The sequence below is a fragment of the Citrobacter sp. Awk 2 genome, assembly GCF_028069815.1.
In the GTDB taxonomy this organism is placed as follows: domain Bacteria; phylum Pseudomonadota; class Gammaproteobacteria; order Enterobacterales; family Enterobacteriaceae; genus Citrobacter.
In genome coordinates this window covers 1-24,824 of record NZ_JANEWL010000006.1, presented here as the reverse complement: position 1 = coordinate 24,824, position 24,824 = coordinate 1, and the positions used below count along the sequence as shown (strand labels likewise).

Here is a 24,824-nt window from a genome sequence, read left to right as displayed (position 1 = left end):
ACGCACATGGACGTGCGTTGCCACTTGTCGGTATGCCCCGACATGTTTTTCTTGCCCCGCCAGTCCCGGGGCTTTTTTTATTTTTGCCCCAACGCTCGCGCGGCGGCAATCACACCCTGTCCCAATGACAATCCACCGTCACCCGCCGGTAAACGCTGCGGGAACAATAACGTAAAATCGGCCAGGTAAAATGCCAGTCGGGCTGATAATAAGCGGTTATGCATTACGCCACCGCTGAATACTAACGTCTTAATCCTGCGCGCTTCAGCCTGTTCCCGCATCAGAGTGGCAAACCCACGCGCCAGCGCATCGTGAAACGCCCACGCTCTTTCTGTCGATTTGGCCTGCCAGTTCAGCCATTGGTGCCAAAAAGCCGCTAAGTCCAGATGATTACCATCAAGCGGCACCGTGACAGGATGATCAACGCCAGCACATTGCGATGCCATCGCCTCCAGGGCACAGGCCGCTTCCCCCTCGTAGCTCAGCGATTCCGGCGCGCACTGGAGTGCGGCTGCAACGGCATCAAACAACCGTCCGCACGATGAGGCCTGCGGGGTATTGATCCCTCGCTCGATGGCGCGAGCCAACACTGGCCAGTTTTGCTGTTGCAACACTGCCGTTTCCGGGTAACGCTGCCAGTCAGGAACAAAACGCAGGCACTGCGCCAACAGATTGCGCCACGGCTGTTTTGCCGCCAGATCGCCGCCGGCCAGTGCCACGGCAGGTAAGCCACCGAGGTGTTCGCATTCACGATAATTGACCCGCAAACACTCGCCGCCCCACAGCGCACCGTTTTCGCCCATGCCAATACCGTCTAGCGTCAGGGCAATCACATCGCCACCGTCCAGCGGCCAGCCGTGCTCGGCCAGACACGCAGCAGCATGCGCATGATGATGCAGCACCGTTTCAGTCGGCAGATTCATCTCGCTGGCCCACTGGCTGGAAACATAACCAGGGTGCGCGTCATGGACGATACGCTGCGGTGTAAAGTCATAAATATTCTGGATCAGGCGCAACGCGTCACGCCACTGATGTTGAATACCATCGTCGCTAAGATCGCCCAAATGCTGGCTGATAACCGCCTGCTCACCACGCACCAGACAGAAAGTATTTTTTAAATCTGCGCCTAAACACAACATCGGCGGCACATCGCGAAAACCCGGCGGTAGCGCAACCACATCCGGCACGTAGCCCCGGGAGCGGCGTAGCATTTCCCCGCTTTGACGTACCACGGAGTCATCCATACGCTGCACAATTTCACGGTTGTGTAGCAGGAACCCATCTGCAATCTCACGCAAATCATCCAGAGCTTGCGCATTGGTAATGGCCGGTGGCCTGCCGCTGAGATTGCCGGAGGTCATCACCAGTGGGCAGTTCAGTGCCTGTAACAGCAGGTGCTGTAATGGATTAGCAGGTAGCATTACCCCCACTTCCGTCAGCCCGGGCGCAATCTCCTCACTGAGCGCAACCACATCGTGTTTATTCACTAACACGATAGGCGCGGCGGGCGTTGTCAGCAGACGACGAGCGGCCTCTGGCAATCCGTTATCATCGGGCAACATTACCGCCAGAGGCTTAGCCGGACGGTGTTTGCGCTGCCTGAGTCGGGCCACGGCATTATCGTTACGGGCATCGCAGACCAGATGAAATCCGCCAATGCCTTTCACGGCCACAATGCCGCCCGCTTTCAGCTGTGCCACCGCCGCCAGCAGTGCATCTTCTTTTTCAGCACGCACACCAGTACCGATCCATTCCAGATGCGGGCCGCATGCCGGGCAAGCAACGGGCTGGGCGTGGAAGCGACGATCATACGGATCGCGATACTCTTTGTCGCACTGCGGACAGAGCGGGAAAGACGCCATGACGGTCAACGGACGGTCATACGGCATCGCGCGGATAATCGTAAAGCGTGGGCCACAGTGGGTACAGTTGATAAAGGGATAGCGATAGCGACGTTCGCCGGGCGTGTTCATTTCAACAAGGCATTCAGGACAGGTCGCGGCATCGGGGACAATTTGCGTATTCATTGTTCCGCCCGCGCTCTGTCGAATCGAGAAATCAGCTGGCCGCTGCGTCCAGACAAATGGCTCACTTTCGACGCTATCGATACGTGCCAGCGGTGGGCAGTGCTGATGCAACTGGGTAATAAACGCCGCGGGATCGTCCAGCAATCGCACAACCACACCATCACCGTCGTTACACACGTCGCCGTGTAGGTTCAGGCGCTGCGCCAGTTGCCAGACAAAGGGGCGAAATCCGACGCCCTGAACCTTGCCGCGAATACGCAGTTGTACGCCGGAGTGGTGGTTTATTGTCATGATGAATTCCCGCGGTATTGTATCCCTGAAATGTCCGTTTGCCGGATGGCGGCTTCGCCTTATCCGGCCTACATGACGCCCTTGTAGGCCTGATAAGCTGCGCGCCATCAGGCACGTATTTTACGCGGATTTTCAGATATCAGAACAGCAAAGATGCGGTAGAGTCCAGCGCGGCACGGCGACGTTTTTCGGCGCTCAGTTGCTCGAGTTTATTGCGATCCACATAAATCAGCGCGTGAGTTGGGCACACTTCCATGCAGGCAGGTCCCGCTTCGCGGTGGTGGCACAGGTCGCATTTATTGGCTTCGGCTTTTTCTGCACGGACATTTAGACCCGCACCGCTGTTACGCACAACCGGACGTACAACCACTTCCATCGCACCGTAAGGGCAAGCCACAACGCAGGTTTTACAACCAATGCAGCGTTCCTGCATCACGTGGACAAAGCCTTTATCACGGCTGATTGCACCATTCGGACAGACGTTAGCGCACGGCGCATCTTCACACTGACGACACAGCGTCGCCGTGGAAACATTAACACCTTTGATCACGTGAATGCGGGGTAAAAAGGTTTCAGGGGTCAGCGATGCGCAGTCCTGGTTATCCTGATGGGATACCACGCAGGCCACTTCACAGGTACGGCAACCAATGCATTTATTGGCGTCTGCAATGATGAAACGGTTCATCAAATTCTCCAGCAATGACAGATTATCTGCCGAAACATACACAAATCGTGCCAGAATTTAATTCACTGTTATTTAAGGATTTTTATTTTATGCTGGTGCTGTATGGGGTGTCATCGTCACTAGTGACGATGACTAATGACGGCGGTCAACGTGAAACTGACGGAGCAATGGCGTCGCGATCAATCAACTCGCCGGTGAAACTTTTTGGCGACGTAAAAACCCCACCTCCCGGCATAAAGATAAGACGTCGAATCGCGACGCAAATCGCCCATGAAATCTACCCGCAAAATACTTTCATTTCATTAATTGCATTCTCAATGTGGAATCCCCCTTCCAGTTTCAGGTTTGCCCCCATGCTTTTTTACTGGCATTTTATTCAGTAGTTTTTCGTCTTAACCATTCAGCACAAGGAAGCGTTCATGTCGGATAAAAATGGCAACACAACCGGGGTAATCACCAAGCCCATCCGCCGTTTAACCGTGGGGTATGTCAGGAAACGCCATGAAGATCGCAAGACAGGTTTCACGCTACGCATCAGCCGACACGCCTCGTTAACGCTGAATGGCGACTGGCTGGAACAGGCTGGGTTTCCTACCGGTACGGCAGTGAAGGTGTCAGTGATGCAGGGAAGATTAATTATTGAACAAGCAACGGAATAGCAGAGGGTACGAGAAGTAAAACAGGCCGGACGCACAATGCATCCGGCACTGGCACAGTTTAGTCTTCCGGGGCTTCTAACTCAGAGAATCCACCGTGGCCTTTCCACCCGGCTAATCGCTGATACACGGTTTCAACCGCCTCTTTGATTGGCTGTGTCATAGGGTAGTAAAAGCCGACGATATCCGGCTGAATACCGAGGAAAATCACCTCACCAACATCGTCTTTCAGCTGATCGACCAGGTAGTTCAGCGGCATGTTGTGCGTGGTCATCATGAACATTTCGGCAATATCATCAGGATCGATAATACGGATCTCGCCGGGGTTTAACCCCATATCGGTGGCATCCACAATCAACAGACGCTCAGGGCGCAGTTCACGGATCGCGACAATATCGTTTTCCGGCGCGCTGCCGCCATCAATGACAACCCAGTTGCCCTGAGGATTTGCGGCACACATTTCCGCCAACAGCGGACCTGCGCCGTCATCGCCCATCATGCTGTTACCCACACATAATAAAACGTCAGTCACGGTGTCTCCTCACCATCAGATAGATAGCGCTTTCCTGGTGAATGTCATGAAGCATACTCAGCATCAGCTTGCTCCATTCCTGTTGCTGCGGCGTCTGCACGGCGCGTGCATCGTCAAACGCGCGCGCCAGCATTTGCACATGGTTAAAATCGATGACGATTTCACCGTACTTCGGCACACCTTCCATTTTACGTCGGGCTTCGCTGCCTTCGGCTAGTGTGGCAATCCACGCCAGATACTCATCCCATGGACAGGTTAACGCCGCCTCCAGGCAATCGATGACCCCCAGGTGGTGACCAATCGCCAGGCTGTAATAGACAACCTGCTGCGCCTCGGCGGGCGTTGCATCGTTCTCATCAATAAACTTACGGCTCAGTTGACTGAACACCACCGTTTCACTCATCGGATACGCGCCTCTTCGACTACATGGTTAAGATGGGTGACGATTTCGGTCAGACGCGGATCGTTTTCCGTCTCCAGCCAGCGCGCCACCTGCTGCTCACCCTGACCTAACTGCAACATATAATCATCTGCAATCTGGCGGCCATAGCGATAACCTGCCAGACGACGCGCTTCGCGATCCACCTTCACGCGCAGCGGTTGAACCATATCCGGATGCAGAATTTCAGCAGGTTGTTCGTCCAGTTCGCCCGGCGCACGTGCATGAATTTTCTGTTCCAACAGGCCAAGCGCCATCGCAAAACCGTACAGTGTTGCCGCAGGCGTCGGAGGACAGCCCGGAATATACACATCCACCGGTACAATTTTGTCGGTGCCGCCCCATACGCAGTATAGGTCGTGGAAAATACCACCGCTGTTACCGCAGGCTCCGTAGGAGATGCAAATCTTCGGGTCTGGCGCAGACTGCCAGGCGCGCAGTGCCGGAGAGCGCATCGCACGGGTTACCGCGCCAGTAAACAGCAGAATATCCGCATGACGCGGTGATGGGACGACTTTGATACCGAAACGTTCAGCATCAAACAGTGGGGAAAGTGTCGCAAAGATTTCGATTTCGCAACCATTGCAACCCCCGCAGTCCACACGGTAAACATACGCTGAACGCTTGATACTTTTCAGCAGCGACGCTTTCATGCTGGCAATGGATTCATCCACCGTCATCGGTACCGGAATACCGTTGGCATCACGTGGGCCTAATAAATTGCTCATCAGCTGGCCTCTTTCATATGGCGAGTCAGTTCAATACGGTCAGACGGCACCAGACATTTCTGGCGCTTACAGTCCGGGCAGGTCTCAAAGCTTTCACGGTGATTTTCCGCACGGGTGTCACCGTTGTGCTTCAGCAGCGCAATGGCGTAATCAATCTCTTTTTGTACCGCAAACGGGCGGTTACAGACGCGGCAATTGCACAGCGCAAAGCGAGACTGCTGCAGGAAATCTTCTTTCTTCCACACCGCCAGCTCATATTCCTGCGACAGCTTGATTGCCGCCGTCGGGCAAACTTCTTCGCAGCGAGCACAGAAAATGCAGCGTCCGAGATTGAACTGCCACGCCAACTCATTGGTGGCCAAATCGGTTTCAACCGTCAGCGCATTGGACGGACAGGCATTAACGCAGGCTGCGCAGCCAATGCACTGCTGCGGATTGTGTTCCGGCTTACCACGAAAGTTTTTATCGACCGCAATCGGTTCCAGTGGATACGACGACGTCGGCGCCCCAGTTTTGATGACTTTTTTGATAAAGGTAAACATGGCGATTCCTTATTTCAGCGGCGAGTTTTTACGCTCGATGCTGTAGCGCTCAAGTTCTTTGTACGGTACGACTTTGCTCTTCTTCTTACGCACATCGACCACGGTCATACGGTCAGTACAGGAATAGCAAGGATCGAGGCTACCGATAATCAGCGGAGCATCGGAAACGGTGTTACCACGCAGCATGTAACGCAGCGTCGGCCAGTTAGCATAAGTGGCTGCACGGCAGCGCCAGCGGTACAGTTTCTGGTTGTCGCCAGTCATGCTCCAGTGGATATCATCCCCACGTGGCGCTTCGGCAAAGCCCAGCGCAAAACGGTGTGGAATATAGGTAAAGCCTTCCACCATCAGCGGACCGCCCGGCAGGTTATCCAGACCAAAGTCGATCATGTTCAGTGCGGTATAGACTTCATTGATACGGACTTTCAGACGAGAAATGACGTCACAACCTTGCTCGCTGTGGACTTCCATCGGCAGCAGACCGTAGCCTACGAACGGGTGGTCTGCGCGGGTATCACGCGCGTGGCCGCTGGCGCGAACCATTGGGCCAACGTTACTGAAGTCACGGGCAATTTCCGGGTCCAGACGACCAATGCCAACGGTACGCTGTTCCATGTTCGGCGTGCTGAGCAGCATGTCGACCAGTTCCTGTACGTCACGACGCATTTGCTGCGCCAGTTGACGGGTCTGGATCATGTCCTCTTTCAGCAGGTCACGACGGATCCCGCCGATCAGGTTCAGACCGTACGTTTTACGCGCCCCGGTGAGAATTTCCGCCATTTTCATGGACGTTTCGCGTACACGGAAGAATTGCATGAAGCCGGAATCGAAACCGGTAAAGTGACAGGCAAGACCGAGGTTCAGCAGGTGCGAGTGCAGACGTTCAACTTCCAGCAGAATGGCGCGGATCATCTGTGCACGTTCCGGCACCTCGATGCCCATCGCATTCTCAACGGACGTGGTATACGCAGTGCTGTGGGCAAAACCACAGATGCCGCAAACACGGTCCGACAGGAATGTCACTTCGTTATAACCCATACGGGTTTCTGCCAGCTTTTCCATGCCACGATGGACATAGAACAGGCGGTAGTCGGCGTCGATGATGTTCTCACCATCAACAAACAGACGGAAATGCCCCGGTTCATCGGAGGTCACATGCAGTGGGCCAATCGGCACCACGTTATTTTTCTTGTCGCCCAGCTCGTTAATGAACTCGTAGGTTTCGGCATCGGTAGTCGGTGCTGGGCGCTGACGATAATCCATGCTGTCTTTACGCAGCGGATAAAGTTCGTCCGGCCAGTCATCCGGCAGGACCAGACGACGTTCATCCGGCAGACCCACAGGGATCAAACCGTACATATCACGCACTTCACGCTCACCCCAGACGGCTGCGGGTACGCGAGGCGTAACGGATGGGAATTCCAGTTTATTGGCATCGACTTCAACGCGGACGGTTATCCAGCACTTGGTACCCTGCTCCATCGACATCACGTAGTAAACGGCATAATGACCGCACAACTGGCGTTCGTCGTTACCAAACAATACGGACAACCAACCGCCCTGTTTGTAGTACAGGAACTCCACCACTTCAGGCAGATAGTTCACTTTGACGGTAATTGTCAGCTGATCTTTGGTCTGCCAGGCTTCATCCAACACCACACCCGGAAAGGCCTGGTGCAGTGCGGCGAGATAGTGTTGACCTAATTTTTCTTCAGACATGCTCAAACTCTCTTAAATCACGCCACCAGCAAGGAGACGAACGCTAAAAACGCAAACCCAAAACCGGCCCAGGTCACGCGTGAAGTGGCGCAAAAACGCAGACGCGCCATGCTGTTTTCGAACAGGGCGATGACCAGCACGCCGAGGACCAGCTTGACGACGGCAATCACCAGCGCCAGCAGCAACCCACCCGCGGTGAAGGTTTCCATCTGTCCCCACGGCAGGAATACGCCGACGAACATTTGCAGAACCACCAACTGTTTGAGGCTAATGCCCCACTTCAGCACCGCAAAACCGCTGCCGCTGTATTCGGTCAGTGGACCTTCCTGCAGTTCCTGTTCAGCTTCAGCCAGGTCGAACGGCAGTTTGCCCATTTCGATAAAGGTGGCGAAGGCACAGGCGCACAGCGCCAGAATCAGCGGGATACTGCGAGCCGCAGGCCAGTGATAAATGGTGTCAGCGATGTTGCTGATATGCGTTGAACCTGCAACCTGCGCCGCAACCCACAGCCCCAGCAGCAGGATGGGCTCAACCAGTACGCCAAGCATCGCTTCACGGCTGGCACCGATTGCGGTGAACGGGCTACCGGTATCCAGACCCGAGATTGAAAAGAAGAAGCGGGCAATGGCGAACAGGTAGATTAAGGTTATCAAATCACCCAGTTGCGGCAGCGGCGAACCCACGGTCACAACTGGCAACGCGGTGGCGATAGTTAGCATCACGCCAACCATCACAAACGGCGTCAGACGGAAAACCCAGCTGGAATCAGCAGGCGCAATGCTCTGGCGGCCCAGCAGTTTGATAATGTCGCGGTATTCCTGCAAAACGCCTGGACCGCGGCGGTTGTGCAAACGCGCACGCGCCACGCGGGTAATACCGGACAGCAGCGGCGCAACGGCAAACAGTACCAGCGCCTGAATTAACGGATATAAAACACTCATTCTCAGGCTCCTCGTGAAACCACAATCACCACCAGCACCGCCAGCTCAATCAGCGCCAGGCGACGGAACAGCACCGGTGCAGCCGCATTCTGCCAGCCCGGAACCAGTGAGACCGGGTTCAGCCATTTACGCAGTTTGAGTACCGGGGCAAAGGCTTCTTTCACCGGCATGGCAAAACCGTGCGCGGTAATCACCATTGACTGCTCGTGATCGTAACCACACACCCATGCCGCACCGCGTGAACGCGACGGCAGACGGTTGCCTTTGAAAATGGCCATGATGATGAACGGCAGCAGCGGACACGCGATCAGCAGCAGCGTGATCATTGGCTGAGAGACGGTGGTATTCGCCGTTTCCAGCGGCAGTGGAACAGCCGAGGAGAGAAGCGGCAGCAGCCACGGTGCAGCAACACCGCCAATCACACAGCAGATAGCCAGCGCAACCACGCTCACGCCCATCAGGATGGGTGCGCAGCAGGCATTTTCAGCTTCTTTTGTACGCGGAGCGCCAAGGAACGTAACGCCATAGACTTTCGCCATACACATCACAGCCAGTGCGCCGGTAATCGCCAGCCCGACCGCCAGCAACGGTCCTAACAAACTGCCGACAAACGCGCCACTGTTTCCGAGCTTAAAGAAGGACTGATAGATAACCCACTCACCGGCAAAACCGTTCAGCGGCGGCAGTGCAGCCATCGCCATCAGCCCAACCAGCATCGCCAGAGAGATAACCGGCATACGTTTACCGATACCGCCCAGTTTTTCGATATCACGATGACCAGTACGGAACCAAATGCTGCCTGCGCCCAGGAACAAGACGCTTTTGAACAAACTGTGGTTAACCAGATGATACAGACCGCCAGTCAGACCCAGCGCAATCAGCGCAGGTTGATTCAGCGAAATCCCGGTCACGCCAGCACCCAGCCCCAGCAGAATAATGCCGATGTTTTCCAGCGTGTGGTACGCCAGCAGACGCTGGATGTTATGTTCCATCAGCGCATACAAACCACCGACAAACGCGGTGATCATGCCTAACACCAGCAGCGTAACGCCCCACCACAGCGGCGCGTTACCGCCCAGCAGCGACAGGGAGAGAATACCCAGCAAACCGACTTTCATGACCACGGTAGAGAACAATGCCGCAGCCGGTGCGCTGGCGTTAGCGTGTGCCTGAGGCACCCAACCGTGCAGCGGGATAATCCCTGCCAACAAGCCAAAGCCAGCCACACCCAGCAGCCAGATGTCGGAGCCAAGCGGCAGCTCCTGGGTACGCAGGTCAAGCAGGCGCAGTTCCAGGGTGCCGTAGCGTTGCCACACCAGATAACACGCGAGCGCCAACATCAGCGTACCGATACGCCCCAGAGCAAACCACAGCTTGCCTTCTTTGCTGCAGCCAGTCAGGAACACCGCGCACAGCGCCATGATTTCTGCCATCACCACCAGCGTACCGAGGTTGCTGGCAACCACTGCGCACACGGCCGCGGCCATCAGCAGATTCACCAGCAGGCCGTTAGCCTTCACCTGCGGATGACGATGCCAGTCAATGTTGTACAAGCTGACAAACAGGCCGCACAGGCCCAGCGTAATCAGCCAGATAGCATTCAGCGGGGTCACTTGCAGACTGTGGCCGATAAACGGCATCACCCCGCTAATCGCAACGGCGCGGGTCAGTACGAGAAAACCAGCAGCCGCCGTACACAGGCTGCCTACCGCACCGCCAACCCCAGCAATCCAGCCGCTCAACGATTTATGAAATGAAAACAGAAATGCCAGAACCGCAGCCGCTGTAAACCAGGCTACGCCGCTGTTAATCAGTGAAATTGCGCTCATTTTGCATCTCCACTCTGAGCCTGCTGAAACAAGGTGAGATCGCCGAAATCGGTATTGAAAGTCAGCTCACGCTTACGTTTACTGGCGCGTGCGATATCGATGTTACTCACCAGGTGCAGGGCTTTGGTCGGGCACATGCGTACGCAGGCCGGACCTTGCTCGTCAAAACTACACAGATCGCATTTCACCGCGATAGCGCGAACGCCCGGTACCCAGTCCAGCAGCGTGCTCACACGCGCAGGAGCCGGCGGAGCCGGGGGCGCTTTTGGCGTATTGGCGTTCGCCGGGATGTGCAGCGGACGGCTACCGGAAAACTCAATCGCGCCGAACGGACAGGCGATCCCGCACAATTTGCAGCTGACGCACAGGCTTTCATTCAGCTGTACGGCGCCGTCGACACGGTTAATCGCATTAACCGGGCAAACTGTGGCACAAGGCGCATCTTCACACTGGTGGCAAAGCTGCGGTGCAGATTCTTTTTCATTTAACATCACTTTCAGGCGCGGCATTGACTGCAGGCCATGCTGGCGATGTGTCTCTGAGCAGGCGGCCTCACAGGTGTGGCAGCCAATGCAAAGAGTGGAGTCAGCAATTACAAAACGATTCACCAGGCATTCCTCAGGTGATAGTCATTTTTGACGAAAACATGTCTGGAAAATGTCATTTCGACATTTTTCGACATGCCCATTCCCTAAACCGTCGTGATGCAGAGCAAACCGCATCATGACTCAAGTGGGCAACACCCGAGGCTTAAGCCGGGTTATGTCCTTCAACCAGCTGGCTTAAATTCACCGGCATATTGTTTTCAACCGCGGTGTACAGGCTGTCGTAAACACTGGCGATTTTTTCGAGATAGTGCTCCAGCACCTGCTCGCGATCGCGGTTGCTGATGCGCTCATCGACCTGTCCGTCGAGGGTCAACTCTGCCTGTGCAATCAGTTGCTTATCATCACCGTCTTTCGTTTCAACGTAGTACTCGATGGTGTGGCTGTTAAAGCCGTCCGCCAGCGTGACGTAGATAGTGAAGTGTTCAAAAAGGACAAAGCACAAATCCTTGTCCGGCGCGCAGCTCATCGCATGATGCAAACGCGCTTTTGACAGGGTGATCCCCTGAACCAGCGAGTTGCAGTAGATACGCCACTGGTCCTGTAGGCGACGATGCCGTTCAGCGATGTAATCGGCTTTTTCGCTTATTTCCCAAATAGTCATGTCAGGTTACCCGTTTAGCAGAGATGAACAGCCTTAAGCACATTTCATGCCAAAATTAATTTTGTTTATTTTCATACTGTTATGAATTTATGACGCGATGACGACATGTCATTTCGTCATCGTCGACATTGTCACGAACGTGAAAATTCAACCTGGCATGTTTATTGCTTTTAAAACGGCAACATCTTAGGAGGCGATATGCACGAAATAACCCTCTGCCAACGGGCACTGGAATTGATTGAACAACAGGCCACCCAACACGGCGCAAAGCGGGTAACTGGGGTCTGGCTCAAAATTGGTGCATTTTCTTGCGTAGAAACCAGCGCTCTCGCCTTTTGTTTTGATCTGGTATGCCGTGGCACCCTTGCAGAAGGTTGTAAACTCCACCTCGAAGAACAAGAAGCCGAATGTTGGTGCGAATCTTGTCAGCAATACGTCACGTTGCTGACGCAGCGCGTGCGTCGATGTCCGCAATGCAATAGCGATATGCTGAGAATTGTGGCTGACGACGGCTTACAGATTCGAAGAATTGAAATAGGCGACGCCGAAGACTAATTCCGGTGACACCTCTGGTAGGCCGGATAAGGCAAAACTGCCATCCGGCAACAGATATACCGCAAGATAAAGATCAGGAGTGAGCGATGTGTACGACATGTGGTTGCGCTGAAGGCAACCTATATATAGAGGGTGATGAACATAACCCCCACTCGGCGTTCCGCAGCGCGCCATTTGCCCCGGCGGCTCGCCCGGCACTGAATATTACCGGTGTGAAAACCTCCAGTTTCGCACCGAGCCAGACCGCTGAAGGCGATCTGCACTATGGTCACGGTGAAGCAGGCACTCACGCGCCAGGTATGAGCCAGCGCCGCATGCTGGAAGTCGAAATAGACGTACTGGACAAAAACAATCGTCTGGCCGAGCGCAACCGCGCCCGATTCGCTGCCCGTCAGCATCTGGTACTGAACCTCGTCTCAAGCCCAGGTTCCGGTAAAACGACGCTGCTGACCGAAACGCTGATGAAGCTGAAAGACAGTGTGCCATGTGCCGTCATTGAAGGCGACCAGCAGACGGTTAACGATGCCGCTCGTATTCGCGCTACCGGCACACCCGCAATCCAGGTCAACACCGGTAAAGGTTGCCACCTTGATGCGCAAATGATTGCCGATGCTGCGCCACGTCTGCCGCTTGATGACAATGGCATTCTGTTCATTGAGAACGTTGGTAACCTGGTCTGCCCAGCCAGCTTTGACCTCGGCGAGCGTCATAAAGTCGCCGTGCTCTCTGTTACCGAAGGCGAAGATAAGCCGCTGAAGTACCCGCACATGTTTGCTGCTGCATCACTGATGCTGCTCAACAAAGTGGATCTGCTGCCTTACCTCAATTTTGATGTTGAAAAGTGCATCGCCAGCGCCCGGGAAGTGAACCCGGACATTGAAATCATCCTGATTTCCGCCACCAGCGGCGAAGGGATGGATCAATGGCTGTCATGGCTGGAGAATCAGCGATGTGCATAGGTGTTCCGGGTCAAATCCGCACCATTGATGGCAACCAGGCTAAGGTCGATGTTTGCGGTATTCAGCGCGACGTCGATCTGACGCTGGTCGGGAGCTGTGATGAAAAGGGTGAGCCACGTCTGGGCCAGTGGGTACTGGTTCACGTCGGTTTCGCCATGAGCATCATTAATGAAGCTGAAGCGCGCGATACGCTCGACGCGCTACAAAACATGTTTGACGTTGAGCCGGATGTCGGCGCGTTGCTGTATGGCGAGGAAAAATAAATGCGTTTTGTTGACGAATATCGCGCACCAGAACAGGTGATGCAGTTGATAGAGCATCTGTGCGAGCGTGCCGCTCACCTCTCTTATACCGCTGAACGCCCACTGCGCATTATGGAAGTTTGCGGTGGCCATACCCATGCTATCTTTAAATTCGGCCTCGATCAGCTTCTGCCCGCAAACGTGGAGTTTATTCACGGTCCAGGCTGTCCGGTGTGCGTTCTGCCGATGGGCAGAATTGACAGTTGTGTCGAAATCGCCAGCCACCCGGAAGTGATTTTCTGCACCTTTGGTGATGCGATGCGCGTCCCGGGAAAACAGGGCTCACTGCTACAGGCCAAAGCACGCGGCGCGGATGTCCGTATCGTCTATTCTCCGATGGATGCGCTGAAGCTGGCCGAAGAAAACCCAACGCGCAAAGTGGTGTTCTTTGGCCTGGGTTTTGAAACCACCATGCCGACAACCGCTATCACTCTGCAGCAGGCAAAACAGCGCGATGTGCAGAACTTTTACTTTTTCTGCCAGCACATCACCTTGATCCCAACGCTGCGCAGCCTGCTTGAACAGCCGGACAACGGTATCGACGCCTTTTTGGCGCCAGGTCACGTCAGTATGGTGATTGGCACTGACGCCTATAATTTCATTGCCTCAGATTTCCATCGCCCGCTGGTGGTCGCCGGCTTCGAGCCGCTTGATCTGCTGCAAGGCGTGGTGATGCTGATCGAGCAGAAAATAGCGGCCCAAAGCCAGGTTGAGAACCAGTACCGCCGCGTGGTACCGGATGCCGGTAACGCGTTAGCCCAGCAGGCTATCGCCGACGTGTTCAGTGTCAACGGTGACAGCGAATGGCGGGGTCTGGGCGTGATCGAATCATCCGGCGTTCACCTGACGCCTGATTATCAGCGTTTTGACGCCGAAGCACATTTCCAGCCAGCGCCGCAGCAGGTCTATGACGATCCGCGCGCACGTTGCGGAGAGGTGCTGACTGGCCGATGCAAACCGCATCAGTGCCCATTATTTGGTAAAACCTGTAACCCGGAGACCGCATTTGGTGCCCTGATGGTCTCCTCTGAAGGCGCATGTGCCGCCTGGTATCAGTATCGTCAGCAGGAGTGTGAAGCATGAACAGCGTACAACTCGCCCACGGTAGCGGCGGTCAGGCTATGCAGCAGTTGATCAACAGTCTGTTTATGGAAGCCTTTGCTAACCCGTGGCTGGCTGAACAGGAAGATCAGGCGCGCCTGGAACTGGCACAACTGGTCGCAGAAGGCGATCGTCTGGCGTTTTCAACGGACAGCTACGTTATCGACCCCCTGTTCTTCCCCGGCGGCAACATTGGCAAGCTGGCAATTTGCGGTACGGCTAACGATGTCGCGGTCAGCGGCGCGATACCGCGCTACCTCTCCTGCGGTTTTATCCTCGAAGAGGGTCTGCCAATGGACACGCTGAAAACCGTCGTGAACAGCATGGCAGCAACCGCCCGTGAAGCGGGTATTGCTATCGTAACCGGTGATACCAAAGTAGTGCAGCGCGGCGCCGCGGACAAACTGTTCATCAACACCGCCGGTATGGGCGCGATTCCCGCCAATATTCACTGGGGTGCGCAAACCCTGAGCGTGGGTGATGTGCTGCTGGTGAGTGGTACACTTGGCGATCACGGTGCGACTATCCTCAACCTGCGCGAACAGTTGGGGCTTGATGGCGAACTGGTCAGCGACTGTGCGGTGTTAACGCCGCTTATCCAGACGCTACGCGATATTCCTGGCGTGAAAGCGCTGCGTGATGCCACCCGCGGCGGCGTAAATGCGGTAACACATGAATTTGCGGCCTCTTGCGGATTTGGCATTGAGCTGTCTGAAGCGGCACTGCCGGTGAAACCTGCCGTGCGTGGCGTTTGCGAACTGCTGGGTCTGGACGCACTCAACTTTGCCAACGAAGGCAAGCTGGTGATTGCCGTTGAACGTCAGGCTGCTGAAGCCGTACTCGCCGCACTCCACGCCCATCCTTTAGGACGCGATGCCGCGCTAATTGGTGAAGTGGTTGAACGTAAAGGTGTACGTCTTGCCGGACTTTACGGCGTGAAACGGACCCTCGATTTACCACACGCCGAGCCACTGCCTCGTATATGCTAGCAGCCGGTTGGCAATCTGTTCCTGGCCGGATAAGCCGCGTTTTGGTCGTTATCCGGCATTAATACTGTATTACTGCCTGATGGCGCTTTGCTTATCAGGCCTATGGTTTGAATACCCGACCCATCCGGCAATAATTTACGACTTATACCTATAATTCATTTACCGTTTTCGCACCGTTCTGCGGTGTTTTCCCTGGAAAAGCAATATGTCGTATACACCGATGAGTGACCTCGGACAGCAAGGCCTGTTCGATATTACTCGTACATTATTACAGCAGCCCGATCTTCAGTCTCTTAGTGAGGCGCTTTCGCAGCTGGTCAAGCGTTCAGCGCTGGCTGACTGCGCGGCTATTGTGTTATGGCAGGCACAGACGCAGCGTGCGCGTTATTTTGCGACGCGTGAAAATGGTAACCCCATCGACTATGAAGACGAAACGGTACTGGCACACGGTCCGGTACGTCGTATTCTGTCTCGCCCCGATGCGCTGCACTGTAACTATCATGAATTTTCAGAAACCTGGCCACAGTTGGCCTCTGGCGGATTGTATTCTGAATTTGGTCACTACTGTTTGCTGCCGCTGGCGGCGGACGGACGCATCTTTGGCGGCTGCGAATTTATCCGCAACGAGGATCGCCCGTGGAGTGAAAAAGAGTACAACCGGCTACAGACCTTCACCCAAATAGTCGGCGTCGTTGCGGAACAAATTCAGAGCAGGGTCAGCAACAACGTCGATTACGATTTGCTGTGTCGCGAACGTGATAACTTTCGTATCCTCGTCGCCATTACCAATGCGGTACTCTCCCGACTGGACATTGACGAACTGGTCAGCGAAGTCGCCAAAGAGATCCACCACTATTTCGATATTGATGCCATCAGCATCGTATTACGCAGCGATCGCAAAAATAAGTTGAGTATCTACTCCACCCACTATCTGGATGAGAATCATCCAGCTCACGAACAAAGTGAAGTGGATGAAGCTGGCACGCTTTCCGAGCGGGTGTTCCGCAGCAAAGAGATGCTGCTGATTAACCTGAGCGAACGCGATACCCTTGCGCCGTATGAACGCATGCTGTTCGAAACCTGGGGTAACCAGTTACAAACGCTGTGCCTGCTGCCGCTGATGTCCGGCAATACGATGCTTGGCGTGCTCAAACTGGCGCAGTGTGAAGAAAAAGTTTTCACCACCGCCAACCTGAAACTGTTGCGCCAGATTGCCGAACGCGTAGCCATTGCGGTAGATAACGCGCTTGCCTATCAGGAGATACACCGCCTGAAAGAACGTCTGGTCGATGAAAACCTGGCGCTGACCGAGCAACTGAACAATGTGGACAGTGAGTTCGGCGAAATTATCGGTCGCAGCGAAGCCATGTACAGCGTACTCAAACAGGTCGAAATGGTGGCGCAAAGCGACAGTACCGTATTGATTCTGGGTGAGACAGGTACGGGTAAAGAGCTGATCGCCAGAGCAATTCATAATCTGAGTGGACGTAATGCCCGCCGGATGGTGAAGATGAACTGCGCAGCAATGCCTGCCGGATTACTGGAAAGCGACCTGTTTGGTCACGAGCGCGGCGCATTTACCGGGGCCAGCACACAGCGAATTGGGCGTTTCGAACTGGCGGATAAAAGCTCCCTGTTCCTCGACGAAGTCGGTGACATGCCGCTGGAACTCCAGCCGAAGTTACTGCGTGTACTTCAGGAGCAGGAATTTGAACGCCTGGGCAGCAACAAACTGATCCAAACCGACGTTCGGTTGATCGCCGCCACCAACCGCGATCTAAAAAAGATGGTTGCCGATCGGGAATTCCGTAACGATCTGTATTACCGGCTGAACGTTTTCCCGATCCATTTACCTCCGCTGCGCGAGCGTCCAGAAGACATTCCACTGCTGGTGAAAGCCTTTACCTTTAAAATCGCTCGCCGGATGGGGCGCAATATCGACAGTATTCCTGCCGAAGCGCTTCGTACCTTGAGCAGCATGGAGTGGCCGGGTAACGTCCGCGAACTGGAAAACGTGGTGGAACGCGCCGTTCTGCTGACCCGAGGCAACGTACTGCAATTATCCCTACCGGATATCACCACGCAGGCACCGCCCCCCCCTCCGGTTGCAACCGAAGTCGCACAGGATGGCGAAGATGAATACCAGCTGATTATGCGGGTACTGAAAGAGACCAATGGCGTTGTCGCCGGTCCTAAAGGTGCTGCGCAGCGACTGGGGCTAAAACGAACCACGTTGTTGTCGCGGATGAAGCGATTAGGTATTGATAAGGATGCGCTGGTTTAGCCATTGTGGCTATACTGGGTGATAACTCAACGAAAGGAGGCAGTATGGCGGTATCAGCACGTAATCAATTAACCGGTACAGTCAGTGCAGTTGCAACTGGCGCAGTGAATGATGAAGTTGAACTGACGCTGGCTGGCGGCGCAAAACTGGTCGCGATTGTGACTCATAGCAGTCAGCAGGCACTGGGTCTGGCGAAAGGAAAAGAAGCCATTGCGCTGATCAAAGCGCCGTGGGTGACGCTGGCGACTGAAGACTGCGGTCTGAAGTTCTCTGCCCGCAACCAGTTTGCCGGTAGCGTTTCACAGGTCACCGAAGGCGCCGTTAACGCCACCGTACACATCAAAACTGATGCCGGTTTTGACATTGTCGCGGTCGTGACGAACGAAAGTCAGCAAGAGATGAAACTGAGCAAGGGAAGCCGGGTCATCGCGCTGATCAAAGCCTCGGCCATTCTTATTGCCACCAAAGCGTAACCGCCATCCGGTACCGGATAGTTAAATTGCCCGATGGCGCTACGCTCATCGGGCCTACGCGACGGTGCACTTGCTCTTGTAGGCCGGATAAGGCATCGCCGCCATCCGGCACAAAATAACCAGATTACTTCTTGCGCTGATATTTCTCAGGTAATTCCGGGACCGGACGCTTGTCATCAATCAGATGGCGAATGGTCAGAATCGGGTGACGCCAGAGCATTCTCGGCCCGGCCCAACGCATAATTTGCTTCATCTCTTCCCGTTTGGCTGGCTGATAGCAGTGTACCGGGCACTGTTTGCAGGCCGGTTTTTCCTCGCCAAACACGCACTTATCCAGGCGCTTTTGCGCATAAGCAAACAACGCATCGTAATGCCCCTGCTCATCTGAAGCTTCCGGACACTGACTTTCGTACAGCGAGATCATCTTTTGGATCGTCATTTTTTCGCGAGCAATACGTTTGCCGGACATGATGCCTCCACAACTAAGTTGCATAAATAATACACCTTAAAAATACGCAGCACTATTACCTGAAGGTGATACATCCTTAGCGCCCTACGCAAATAAGAATTATTTTCATTTATTTATGCCATGTGCTATATAACATAGCAAAGGCTATATTCGATGATTAATTAACCACTTTGTTGTGAGGGATACTATGCCGCATCTGCCTCGTCTGAAATCAGTTCTCCTTGCCAGCCTGTTGACGGCACTTACGCTGTCACCTGCCTGGGCGAAAGAAAAGTTTAAGGTCATCACGACGTTTACGATCATTGCTGATATGGCAAGCAATGTGGCAGGCGATGCGGCGGACGTCAGTTCAATTACCAAGCCCGGAGCAGAAATTCACGAATACCAGCCCACACCAGGCGACATTAAGCGGGCGCAGGGTGCGCAGTTAATTCTCTCAAATGGTCTCAATCTGGAACTCTGGTTCGCCCGCTTCTACCAACATCTGTCCGGCGTACCGGAAGTGATGGTCTCAAACGGCGTACAACCGATGGGCATCAGCGAAGGGCCATACAATGGAAAACCCAATCCACATGCCTGGATGTCAGCAGACAACGCACTGATTTACGTGGATAACATCCGCGATGCGTTAATGAAATATGACCCGGAAAACGCGGAGACCTACCAGAAGAATGCCGAGCGTTATAAAGCGGAAATTAAGCAAACGCTCGCGCCGCTACAAGCTGAACTTGCCAAAATTCCTGCCGATAAACGCTGGCTGGTCACTAGCGAAGGGGCGTTCTCCTATCTGGCACGCGATAACGATCTGAAAGAACTGTACTTATGGCCGATCAACGCCGATCAACAAGGTACGCCGAAACAGGTACGCAAGGTGATCGATACCCTACGAGCGCATCAGATCCCCACGGTATTTAGCGAAAGTACCGTGTCCGACAAGCCCGCGCGTCAGGTGGCCCGAGAATCTGGCGCACATTACGGCGGCGTGCTGTACGTCGATTCACTCAGCGCTGCCGACGGCCCGGTCCCGACCTATTTGGATCTACTGCGCGTCACCACACAAACCATTGTTAACGGCATCAACAACGGCCTTGGGAGTCAACCATGAGTCAATCTGCGATTACCGTGAATCAGGTTACGGTGACGTATCGCAACGGCCACACCGCACTGCGGGATGCCACGTTTCAGGTTCCGGGCGGCTCGATTGCCGCGCTGGTTGGTGTAAATGGTTCCGGGAAATCAACACTGTTTAAGGCGTTGATGGGGTTTGTCCGGCTGGCACAGGGGGAAATCTCTATCCTGCAACAGCCGGTCAGCAAGGCGCTAAAACAGAATCTGATTGCGTATGTGCCCCAGTCTGAAGAGGTGGACTGGTCATTTCCGGTGCTGGTGGAAGATGTGGTCATGATGGGACGCTTTGGCCATATGGGCTGGCTGCGCCGGCCAAAGGCGCACGATCACGCCTGCGTAGATGCTGCTCTGGCGCGGGTCGATATGCTGGAATACCGCCATCGCCAGATTGGTGAACTTTCCGGTGGGCAGAAAAAACGCGTTTTCCTGGCAAGGGCCATTGTACAAGATGGGCAGGTCATTTTGCTGGATGAACCCTTCACCGGCGTAGATGTAAAAACCGAGGCCCGTATCATCGGTCTGCTGCGAGAATTGCGCGATGAGGGCCGAACCATGCTGGTCTCCACCCATAACCTGGGCTCGGTCACCGAGTTTTGTGATTACACGGTAATGATTAAAGGCACCGTACTGGCCAGCGGTCCAACTGACACCACCTTTACCACCGAGAACCTTGAACAGGCATTTAGCGGCGTTCTGCGTCACGTCGCATTGAGCGGGGGCGAGCAACATGTGATTACCGATGATGAGCGCCCGTTTATTTCACGTCGCGCGGCACGCGAGGGGGAATAGTCATGAACTGGCTGACAGAACCCTTTGGTTACCAGTATATGCTCAACGCCATGTGGGTTTCGGCGATGGTCGGCGGCCTGTGCGCGTTCCTCTCGTGCTACCTGATGCTCAAAGGCTGGTCGCTGATTGGCGATGCACTATCGCATTCCATCGTGCCCGGTGTTGCCGGGGCCTATATGTTAGGGCTTCCCTTCGCGCTGGGGGCATTTCTTTCCGGGGGACTGGCTGCGGGCAGTATGCTGTTTCTCAATCAGCGATCACGTCTGAAAGAAGATGCCATCATCGGGCTGATATTTTCCTCTTTCTTCGGTATCGGGCTGTTTATGGTGTCGCTCAATCCGATGTCGGTGAACATCCAGACCATTATTCTCGGTAACGTGCTGGCGATTGCGCCGGAAGACATTTTGCAACTGGCGATCATCGGTGTTATCTCACTGACCATCCTGCTGCTGAAATGGAAAGACCTGATGGTGGTCTTTTTCGATGAAAACCATGCCCGCTCGATCGGTCTGAATCCTGGTCGGCTGAAGCTGCTTTTTTTTACGCTGCTCTCCGTTTCCACCGTTGCCGCACTGCAAACCGTCGGCGCATTTCTGGTCATTTGCCTGGTGGTCACACCTGGCGCAACCGCCTGGTTGCTGACGGATCGTTTTCCACGCCTGCTCACTATCGCAGTCGCTATCGGTAGCCTGACCAGCTTTTTTGGTGCCTGGCTAAGCTACTGGCTGGACGGCGCAACCGGAGGAATTATTGTGGTTCTGCAAACGCTGTTATTCCTGCTGGCGTTCGTGTTTGCGCCCAAACATGGTCTGCTGGCAAATCGCCGCCGCGCCCGACGGGTGAACAAGGAGTCCTCATGTTCTTAACCACATTACTGGAACCCTTTCAGTTCAGCTTTATGGTCAATGCGCTGACCATCTCAGTTATCGTCGCCGTACCCTGCGCACTGCTGTCGGTCTTTTTGGTGTTGAAAGGTTGGGCGCTAATGGGTGATGCCATGAGCCATGCGGTCTTTCCGGGGATTGTACTGGCCTGGATTGCAGGTATTCCGCTGGCGATTGGCGCTTTTGTCGCCGGATTGTTCTGCGCAGTAGCAACCGGGTATCTTGACGATAACAGCCGTATCAAGCGCGATACCCTGATGGGGATCGTCTTTTCCGGTATGTTTGGCGCCGGGCTGGTGCTGTATGTGTCAATCCAGTCTGAAATTCATCTGGACCATATTTTGTTCGGTGACATGCTGGGCGTTTCGCTGGGCGATATTGCGCAGACTGCGGTTATCGCTTTGGGGATAGCGCTTATCATCGGGCTCAAATGGAAAGATCTGCTACTGCATGCATTCGATCCGCACCAGGCAAAGGCCAGCGGTCTTAACACCACACTGCTGCATTATGGTCTGCTGTGTATGATCGCCCTGACTATCGTCGCGACGCTAAAGTCGGTAGGTATTATTTTGTCGATCTCTTTGTTAATTGCCCCCGGTGCGATTGCGATTTTAATGACACGCAGGTTCGCCCAGGCATTATTACTGGCTACCGCCATATCGGTTGCAACATCATTTCTGGGTGTATACCTGTCATTTTTCATCGACAGTGCCCCCGCGCCGACGATTGTCGTTTTATTTTCCCTGCTGTTTGTCATCACCTTTATTTATTCAACGCTGCGCGATCGTCATTCAGAAAGCCAGCTTCAGTCGCATGATGCATAAATAACATTTAATAGTATGCTAGCTAATATTTCTGACGTTGATAAATAACCATGGCATTAATATAGCCTCCTGCAGGAGGCTATATTAGCCGTAGATTACAACATCGTGATGATACGTTTTAATAAACGAATTCGCGGTTCGATGGAGGCAATATCCAGCCACTCATCTGCACTATGAAAACCTGCACCGATGGGTCCCAGCCCGTCCAGTGTCGGAATGCCTAACGCCGCCGTGAGGTTCGCATCGCTGCCACCACCAACAGCCTGCCAGGTAACCGCAATTCCCTCTTCCTGCCCAGCGCGTTCAACCAGAGTCATCAGGTGTTGCGTGTCTTCGCTCGCCGCCATCGCAGGTTTATGACTTACGCGGGTGAGCGTAGTCGTCACGCCCTCAAGGAAACCTTGCTGACAAAGAGACTGAAGCGCCTGATGCACACGATCATATTCTTCGTTTTCCCAGAAACGCACATCCAGTTCCGCATGCAGCTTCGCCGCCACTACGTTCGCCGCACTTCCGCCCTGCACCACTCCCACGTTCAGCGTGGTGCCACGCGCTATGTCAGCCAATGCGTTAATCGCCAGGACGCTATGAGCAAAAGCGGTTATGGCAGAGCGCCCTTTTTCCGGTTCATTACCGGCATGCGCTGCTACCCCCTCAAAGGTCAGTTGATAGCCGCCCACGCCTTTGCGCGCTTTCACCAGCGAACCGTCTGCCCGGGCAGACTCACACACCAGCACGCAACGCGCACGTTTCGCCAGTCCACCAATCCATTCGCTGGAGTGAACGCTACCGGTCTCTTCATCCGGGTTCATGGCGACGGCGATAGATAAGCGTGCCTGATGCTCCGCGGGCAAGGTACGCATGGCCCAGACGATGTTCAGCAAACCACTTTTCATATCGGAGACGCCTGGTCCGTACAGGCGATTTTCATCACGGCTCATCGGCCGTTCAGCCACGGTTCCCGCCGGGAAAACGGTATCCAGATGGCCGACCAGCAGCACATCATATTCTGTCGCATGAGGTTTATTGGTCGCCAGTAGCGCTGGCCCAACCGCACAGCCTAAATCAACCATCTCTGTTTGCCAGCCTTCCTGCTGCCAGAGCTCGCGCATCACCGCAGCAACATGGGCAACACCTGCGACCGTTTGCGTTCCGCAGTCAATGTTGACCAGCGTTTGCAGTTCATCAATGTACTTTTCCAAATCCATGGTATTTCCTTATCAGAGAATAATGCGCATCAGCAGCATCGCTAAAAAAGCGTTCAGAACGGAGATAATAATCATCAGGGGAATACGTTTAGCATTAGTGCCAATCACCCCGAGAATGCGGCCCAGATACTGTACCTGCGAGCCCATCAGATAAATCGCCGGGGCAAGTATCGCCAGATGCTCACCGGTCAGAATACCTTTATCAAACAGACCAATAGCGACACCGATTCCTCCGCCCATCGACATCCATCCGCCAATCAACACCGCAGCAGCTTCGCCGGGCAGACCAAAGAGCCCCATCAGCGGTGCGAATACCATGCCAAGCCCTTTCAGCGCACCGGTGATCTCCAGCGCTTTGATGATGATAAAGGCCATTACAACGTTCGGCAGCGTGCTAGTTGTCGCAATATTCCAACCTTTGCGGGCACCTTCGACAAACACATCGGTAATAACAGGATTAGAAGTTGGTGCGCTCATGATGCTTCTCCCGCAACAGTTGATTCGGCTTTTTTACTGGTGAACGTCAGGACCAGGCGCATCATGTTGGCGCCAACAATTTTCATAATGAACATCACAGCAACGCATGCGCCAATAGACGCAGGCACGGCTGGGGTGCCGTCTACGGCCATCAGCGTGAACAGGATTGCACCAGAGGAGAAGAAGTTGGTGATCATGGCCCCAGCGGAAAACTGGAACATAGCAAAAATGTCTTTCTCATTCTGCGTGATTTCGCCTTCATCAGCGAGGTTACGCGTTAACGACGCGCCAACGTCTGTACTCTGCAAGCTGCCAATCAGCGCCAGTCCGGTATTCCCGGGGATCCCCATCAGCGGACGCAACAAAGGGGTTAACAGACGACGCGCCGCACGCAGAGCGCCGTAATGCTCCAGCACATTGATCATGCCCAGAGCAAACATAACGGCAGGAATCAGTCCCAATGCGAAAAGGAAGCCGTCCATCGCACCGTGACCGCCGGTGCCACGAAACGCGCTGCTCGCCGTGGTCAGCGTATCGCCTTCCAGGCTCGCTTTACTGACCACTTTGCCAAATGCACCATTCAGGGTGGTGAAATCAAATACGCCGTACCACTCTTTTCCGCCAAGTAATCCAGAGAAAAATACTGCGGCGAATGCCAGAGCAAAATAAGCGCCCGGCCCTACCTTATTATCCTGGGAAGGTAAACTCATATCCATTTCCTTGTTAATGTGGAGAATCGCCAGGCCATTTTGAATAAATAAGGAATAAATAAAGTGATTTAAAT

General features: G+C 54.3%; 28 protein-coding genes. 13 read left to right on the top strand and 15 right to left on the bottom strand.

Annotation, left to right across the window (positions count from 1 at the left end):
* Positions 1–77: 77 nt before the first annotated feature.
* Complete coding sequence (hypF, locus tag NNO02_RS02940) at positions 78–2,318, bottom strand: carbamoyltransferase HypF (protein WP_271454175.1); 2,241 nt, start codon at positions 2,316–2,318, stop codon at positions 78–80.
* 139 nt (positions 2,319–2,457) lie between these two features.
* On the bottom strand, positions 2,458–3,003 hold the full coding sequence (gene hydN / locus NNO02_RS02935; RefSeq protein ID WP_003037366.1) for an electron transport protein HydN: 546 nt from the start codon (positions 3,001–3,003) through the stop codon (positions 2,458–2,460).
* Between the two features lie 14 nt (positions 3,004–3,017).
* On the opposite strand from hydN, the gene NNO02_RS02930 reads away from it, so the two are divergent.
* Together NNO02_RS02930 and NNO02_RS02925 are read left to right on the top strand one after the other, a co-directional pair.
* A complete protein-coding gene (locus NNO02_RS02930; protein WP_271454174.1) occupies positions 3,018–3,386 on the top strand; it encodes a hypothetical protein in 369 nt (122 codons plus the stop codon).
* A gap of 36 nt (positions 3,387–3,422) precedes the next feature.
* Entirely contained in the window at positions 3,423–3,662 is a 240-nt protein-coding gene (locus NNO02_RS02925) for a SymE family type I addiction module toxin (RefSeq protein ID WP_271454173.1), read from the top strand.
* A 58-nt stretch (positions 3,663–3,720) separates the two neighbouring features.
* On the opposite strand, the gene hycI is transcribed toward NNO02_RS02925, so the two are convergent.
* From hycI to hycA, 9 genes are all read right to left on the bottom strand, one after another.
* Positions 3,721–4,191, bottom strand: a complete 471-nt coding sequence (gene hycI, locus NNO02_RS02920) for a hydrogenase maturation peptidase HycI (RefSeq protein WP_271454172.1) — start codon at positions 4,189–4,191, stop codon at positions 3,721–3,723.
* Positions 4,184–4,594 (bottom strand): formate hydrogenlyase maturation HycH family protein, encoded by a 411-nt coding sequence (locus tag NNO02_RS02915; protein ID WP_069324564.1) that lies wholly within the window; start codon positions 4,592–4,594, stop codon positions 4,184–4,186. Before NNO02_RS02915 ends, hycI begins: the two co-directional genes overlap by 8 nt.
* A complete protein-coding gene (gene hycG / locus NNO02_RS02910; protein WP_271449793.1) occupies positions 4,591–5,358 on the bottom strand; it encodes a formate hydrogenlyase subunit HycG in 768 nt (255 codons plus the stop codon). The genes NNO02_RS02915 and hycG overlap by 4 nt, the downstream gene beginning before the upstream one ends.
* The gene (hycF, locus tag NNO02_RS02905; RefSeq protein WP_271449792.1) at positions 5,358–5,900 is read right to left on the bottom strand and encodes a formate hydrogenlyase subunit HycF; all 543 of its coding nucleotides are present in this window, start codon (positions 5,898–5,900) and stop codon (positions 5,358–5,360) included. Before hycF ends, hycG begins: the two co-directional genes overlap by 1 nt.
* 9 nt (positions 5,901–5,909) lie before the next feature.
* Positions 5,910–7,619: a formate hydrogenlyase subunit HycE gene (gene hycE, locus NNO02_RS02900; RefSeq protein ID WP_271454171.1), complete on the bottom strand. Its 1,710-nt coding sequence runs from the start codon at positions 7,617–7,619 to the stop codon at positions 5,910–5,912.
* 17 nt (positions 7,620–7,636) lie between these two features.
* On the bottom strand, positions 7,637–8,560 hold the full coding sequence (locus NNO02_RS02895; protein WP_271454170.1) for a respiratory chain complex I subunit 1 family protein: 924 nt from the start codon (positions 8,558–8,560) through the stop codon (positions 7,637–7,639).
* Between the two features lie 2 nt (positions 8,561–8,562).
* A complete protein-coding gene (gene hycC, locus NNO02_RS02890; protein ID WP_271454169.1) occupies positions 8,563–10,389 on the bottom strand; it encodes a formate hydrogenlyase subunit 3 in 1,827 nt (608 codons plus the stop codon).
* Entirely contained in the window at positions 10,386–10,997 is a 612-nt protein-coding gene (gene hycB / locus NNO02_RS02885; protein WP_271441806.1) for a formate hydrogenlyase subunit HycB, read from the bottom strand. Before hycB ends, hycC begins: the two co-directional genes overlap by 4 nt.
* Positions 10,998–11,139: 142 nt before the next feature.
* The gene (gene hycA / locus NNO02_RS02880) at positions 11,140–11,598 is read right to left on the bottom strand and encodes a formate hydrogenlyase regulator HycA (RefSeq protein WP_271454168.1); all 459 of its coding nucleotides are present in this window, start codon (positions 11,596–11,598) and stop codon (positions 11,140–11,142) included.
* A 198-nt stretch (positions 11,599–11,796) separates the two neighbouring features.
* Here hycA and hypA point away from each other — a divergent pair, with 198 nt between their 5' ends.
* The 7 genes from hypA (at position 11,797) to NNO02_RS02845 (ending at position 18,261) form a co-directional block, all read left to right on the top strand.
* Complete coding sequence (gene hypA, locus NNO02_RS02875; protein WP_101741655.1) at positions 11,797–12,153, top strand: hydrogenase maturation nickel metallochaperone HypA; 357 nt, start codon at positions 11,797–11,799, stop codon at positions 12,151–12,153.
* Positions 12,154–12,239: 86 nt separating this feature from the next.
* Positions 12,240–13,112 (top strand): hydrogenase nickel incorporation protein HypB, encoded by an 873-nt coding sequence (hypB, locus tag NNO02_RS02870; RefSeq protein WP_124020831.1) that lies wholly within the window; start codon positions 12,240–12,242, stop codon positions 13,110–13,112.
* A complete protein-coding gene (hypC, locus tag NNO02_RS02865; protein WP_061068460.1) occupies positions 13,103–13,375 on the top strand; it encodes a hydrogenase 3 maturation protein HypC in 273 nt (90 codons plus the stop codon). The genes hypB and hypC overlap by 10 nt, the downstream gene beginning before the upstream one ends.
* On the top strand, positions 13,376–14,497 hold the full coding sequence (gene hypD, locus NNO02_RS02860) for a hydrogenase formation protein HypD (RefSeq protein ID WP_137382771.1): 1,122 nt from the start codon (positions 13,376–13,378) through the stop codon (positions 14,495–14,497).
* The gene (gene hypE, locus NNO02_RS02855; RefSeq protein ID WP_061068461.1) at positions 14,494–15,504 is read left to right on the top strand and encodes a hydrogenase maturation carbamoyl dehydratase HypE; all 1,011 of its coding nucleotides are present in this window, start codon (positions 14,494–14,496) and stop codon (positions 15,502–15,504) included. The genes hypD and hypE overlap by 4 nt, the downstream gene beginning before the upstream one ends.
* 205 nt (positions 15,505–15,709) lie before the next feature.
* Positions 15,710–17,788 carry a formate hydrogenlyase transcriptional activator FlhA gene (flhA, locus tag NNO02_RS02850; RefSeq protein ID WP_271454167.1) on the top strand — a complete coding sequence of 693 codons (2,079 nt, stop codon included), beginning with the start codon at positions 15,710–15,712 and terminating at the stop codon, positions 17,786–17,788.
* A 44-nt stretch (positions 17,789–17,832) separates the two neighbouring features.
* A complete protein-coding gene (locus NNO02_RS02845) occupies positions 17,833–18,261 on the top strand; it encodes a TOBE domain-containing protein (protein WP_271454166.1) in 429 nt (142 codons plus the stop codon).
* Between the two features lie 124 nt (positions 18,262–18,385).
* On the opposite strand, the gene NNO02_RS02840 is transcribed toward NNO02_RS02845, so the two are convergent.
* Entirely contained in the window at positions 18,386–18,730 is a 345-nt protein-coding gene (locus tag NNO02_RS02840) for a nitrous oxide-stimulated promoter family protein (RefSeq protein WP_271454165.1), read from the bottom strand.
* Positions 18,731–18,917: 187 nt separating this feature from the next.
* Here NNO02_RS02840 and NNO02_RS02835 point away from each other — a divergent pair, with 187 nt between their 5' ends.
* Genes NNO02_RS02835 through sitD form a run of 4 tightly spaced genes read left to right on the top strand, consistent with a single transcriptional unit; the run spans position 18,918 to position 22,355 of the window.
* Positions 18,918–19,835, top strand: a complete 918-nt coding sequence (locus NNO02_RS02835) for a metal ABC transporter substrate-binding protein (protein WP_271454164.1) — start codon at positions 18,918–18,920, stop codon at positions 19,833–19,835.
* Positions 19,832–20,647, top strand: a complete 816-nt coding sequence (gene sitB / locus NNO02_RS02830) for an iron/manganese ABC transporter ATP-binding protein SitB (protein WP_271454163.1) — start codon at positions 19,832–19,834, stop codon at positions 20,645–20,647. Before NNO02_RS02835 ends, sitB begins: the two co-directional genes overlap by 4 nt.
* Before the next feature lie 2 nt (positions 20,648–20,649).
* On the top strand, positions 20,650–21,513 hold the full coding sequence (sitC, locus tag NNO02_RS02825) for an iron/manganese ABC transporter permease subunit SitC (protein ID WP_202037915.1): 864 nt from the start codon (positions 20,650–20,652) through the stop codon (positions 21,511–21,513).
* Positions 21,504–22,355 (top strand): iron/manganese ABC transporter permease subunit SitD, encoded by an 852-nt coding sequence (sitD, locus tag NNO02_RS02820; protein WP_271449785.1) that lies wholly within the window; start codon positions 21,504–21,506, stop codon positions 22,353–22,355. The genes sitC and sitD overlap by 10 nt, the downstream gene beginning before the upstream one ends.
* A 95-nt stretch (positions 22,356–22,450) precedes the next feature.
* On the opposite strand, the gene NNO02_RS02815 is transcribed toward sitD, so the two are convergent.
* From NNO02_RS02815 to NNO02_RS02805, 3 genes are read right to left on the bottom strand one after another with little or no spacing between them, the layout of a single operon-like run.
* Complete coding sequence (locus tag NNO02_RS02815; protein WP_271442631.1) at positions 22,451–23,563, bottom strand: M20 family metallopeptidase; 1,113 nt, start codon at positions 23,561–23,563, stop codon at positions 22,451–22,453.
* 12 nt (positions 23,564–23,575) lie between these two features.
* On the bottom strand, positions 23,576–24,040 hold the full coding sequence (locus NNO02_RS02810; protein WP_271442632.1) for a YjiG family protein: 465 nt from the start codon (positions 24,038–24,040) through the stop codon (positions 23,576–23,578).
* A complete protein-coding gene (locus NNO02_RS02805; RefSeq protein ID WP_271449783.1) occupies positions 24,037–24,756 on the bottom strand; it encodes a nucleoside recognition domain-containing protein in 720 nt (239 codons plus the stop codon). Before NNO02_RS02805 ends, NNO02_RS02810 begins: the two co-directional genes overlap by 4 nt.
* Between the last annotated feature and the right edge of the window lie 68 nt (positions 24,757–24,824).

Excerpts from the sequence above, each read along its gene's own strand:
- hypD (WP_137382771.1), top strand. The coding sequence starts at position 13,376 with ATGCGTTTTGTTGACGAATATCGCGCACCAGAACAGGTGATGCAGTTG.
- NNO02_RS02915 (WP_069324564.1), bottom strand. The coding sequence starts at position 4,594 with ATGAGTGAAACGGTGGTGTTCAGTCAACTGAGCCGTAAGTTTATTGAT.
- NNO02_RS02815 (WP_271442631.1), bottom strand. The coding sequence starts at position 23,563 with ATGGATTTGGAAAAGTACATTGATGAACTGCAAACGCTGGTCAACATT.
- hypE (WP_061068461.1), top strand. The coding sequence starts at position 14,494 with ATGAACAGCGTACAACTCGCCCACGGTAGCGGCGGTCAGGCTATGCAG.
- NNO02_RS02845 (WP_271454166.1), top strand. The coding sequence starts at position 17,833 with ATGGCGGTATCAGCACGTAATCAATTAACCGGTACAGTCAGTGCAGTT.
- hypC (WP_061068460.1), top strand. The coding sequence starts at position 13,103 with ATGTGCATAGGTGTTCCGGGTCAAATCCGCACCATTGATGGCAACCAG.
- hycC (WP_271454169.1), bottom strand. The coding sequence starts at position 10,389 with ATGAGCGCAATTTCACTGATTAACAGCGGCGTAGCCTGGTTTACAGCG.
- NNO02_RS02840 (WP_271454165.1), bottom strand. The coding sequence starts at position 18,730 with ATGTCCGGCAAACGTATTGCTCGCGAAAAAATGACGATCCAAAAGATG.
- NNO02_RS02925 (WP_271454173.1), top strand. The coding sequence starts at position 3,423 with ATGTCGGATAAAAATGGCAACACAACCGGGGTAATCACCAAGCCCATC.
- flhA (WP_271454167.1), top strand. The coding sequence starts at position 15,710 with ATGTCGTATACACCGATGAGTGACCTCGGACAGCAAGGCCTGTTCGAT.
- NNO02_RS02930 (WP_271454174.1), top strand. The coding sequence starts at position 3,018 with ATGACAGATTATCTGCCGAAACATACACAAATCGTGCCAGAATTTAAT.
- NNO02_RS02810 (WP_271442632.1), bottom strand. The coding sequence starts at position 24,040 with ATGAGCGCACCAACTTCTAATCCTGTTATTACCGATGTGTTTGTCGAA.
- sitB (WP_271454163.1), top strand. The coding sequence starts at position 19,832 with ATGAGTCAATCTGCGATTACCGTGAATCAGGTTACGGTGACGTATCGC.
- hycG (WP_271449793.1), bottom strand. The coding sequence starts at position 5,358 with ATGAGCAATTTATTAGGCCCACGTGATGCCAACGGTATTCCGGTACCG.
- NNO02_RS02895 (WP_271454170.1), bottom strand. The coding sequence starts at position 8,560 with ATGAGTGTTTTATATCCGTTAATTCAGGCGCTGGTACTGTTTGCCGTT.
- sitC (WP_202037915.1), top strand. The coding sequence starts at position 20,650 with ATGAACTGGCTGACAGAACCCTTTGGTTACCAGTATATGCTCAACGCC.
- hypF (WP_271454175.1), bottom strand. The coding sequence starts at position 2,318 with ATGACAATAAACCACCACTCCGGCGTACAACTGCGTATTCGCGGCAAG.
- hypB (WP_124020831.1), top strand. The coding sequence starts at position 12,240 with ATGTGTACGACATGTGGTTGCGCTGAAGGCAACCTATATATAGAGGGT.
- hycE (WP_271454171.1), bottom strand. The coding sequence starts at position 7,619 with ATGTCTGAAGAAAAATTAGGTCAACACTATCTCGCCGCACTGCACCAG.
- NNO02_RS02835 (WP_271454164.1), top strand. The coding sequence starts at position 18,918 with ATGCCGCATCTGCCTCGTCTGAAATCAGTTCTCCTTGCCAGCCTGTTG.
- sitD (WP_271449785.1), top strand. The coding sequence starts at position 21,504 with ATGTTCTTAACCACATTACTGGAACCCTTTCAGTTCAGCTTTATGGTC.
- NNO02_RS02805 (WP_271449783.1), bottom strand. The coding sequence starts at position 24,756 with ATGGATATGAGTTTACCTTCCCAGGATAATAAGGTAGGGCCGGGCGCT.
- hydN (WP_003037366.1), bottom strand. The coding sequence starts at position 3,003 with ATGAACCGTTTCATCATTGCAGACGCCAATAAATGCATTGGTTGCCGT.
- hypA (WP_101741655.1), top strand. The coding sequence starts at position 11,797 with ATGCACGAAATAACCCTCTGCCAACGGGCACTGGAATTGATTGAACAA.
- hycA (WP_271454168.1), bottom strand. The coding sequence starts at position 11,598 with ATGACTATTTGGGAAATAAGCGAAAAAGCCGATTACATCGCTGAACGG.
- hycF (WP_271449792.1), bottom strand. The coding sequence starts at position 5,900 with ATGTTTACCTTTATCAAAAAAGTCATCAAAACTGGGGCGCCGACGTCG.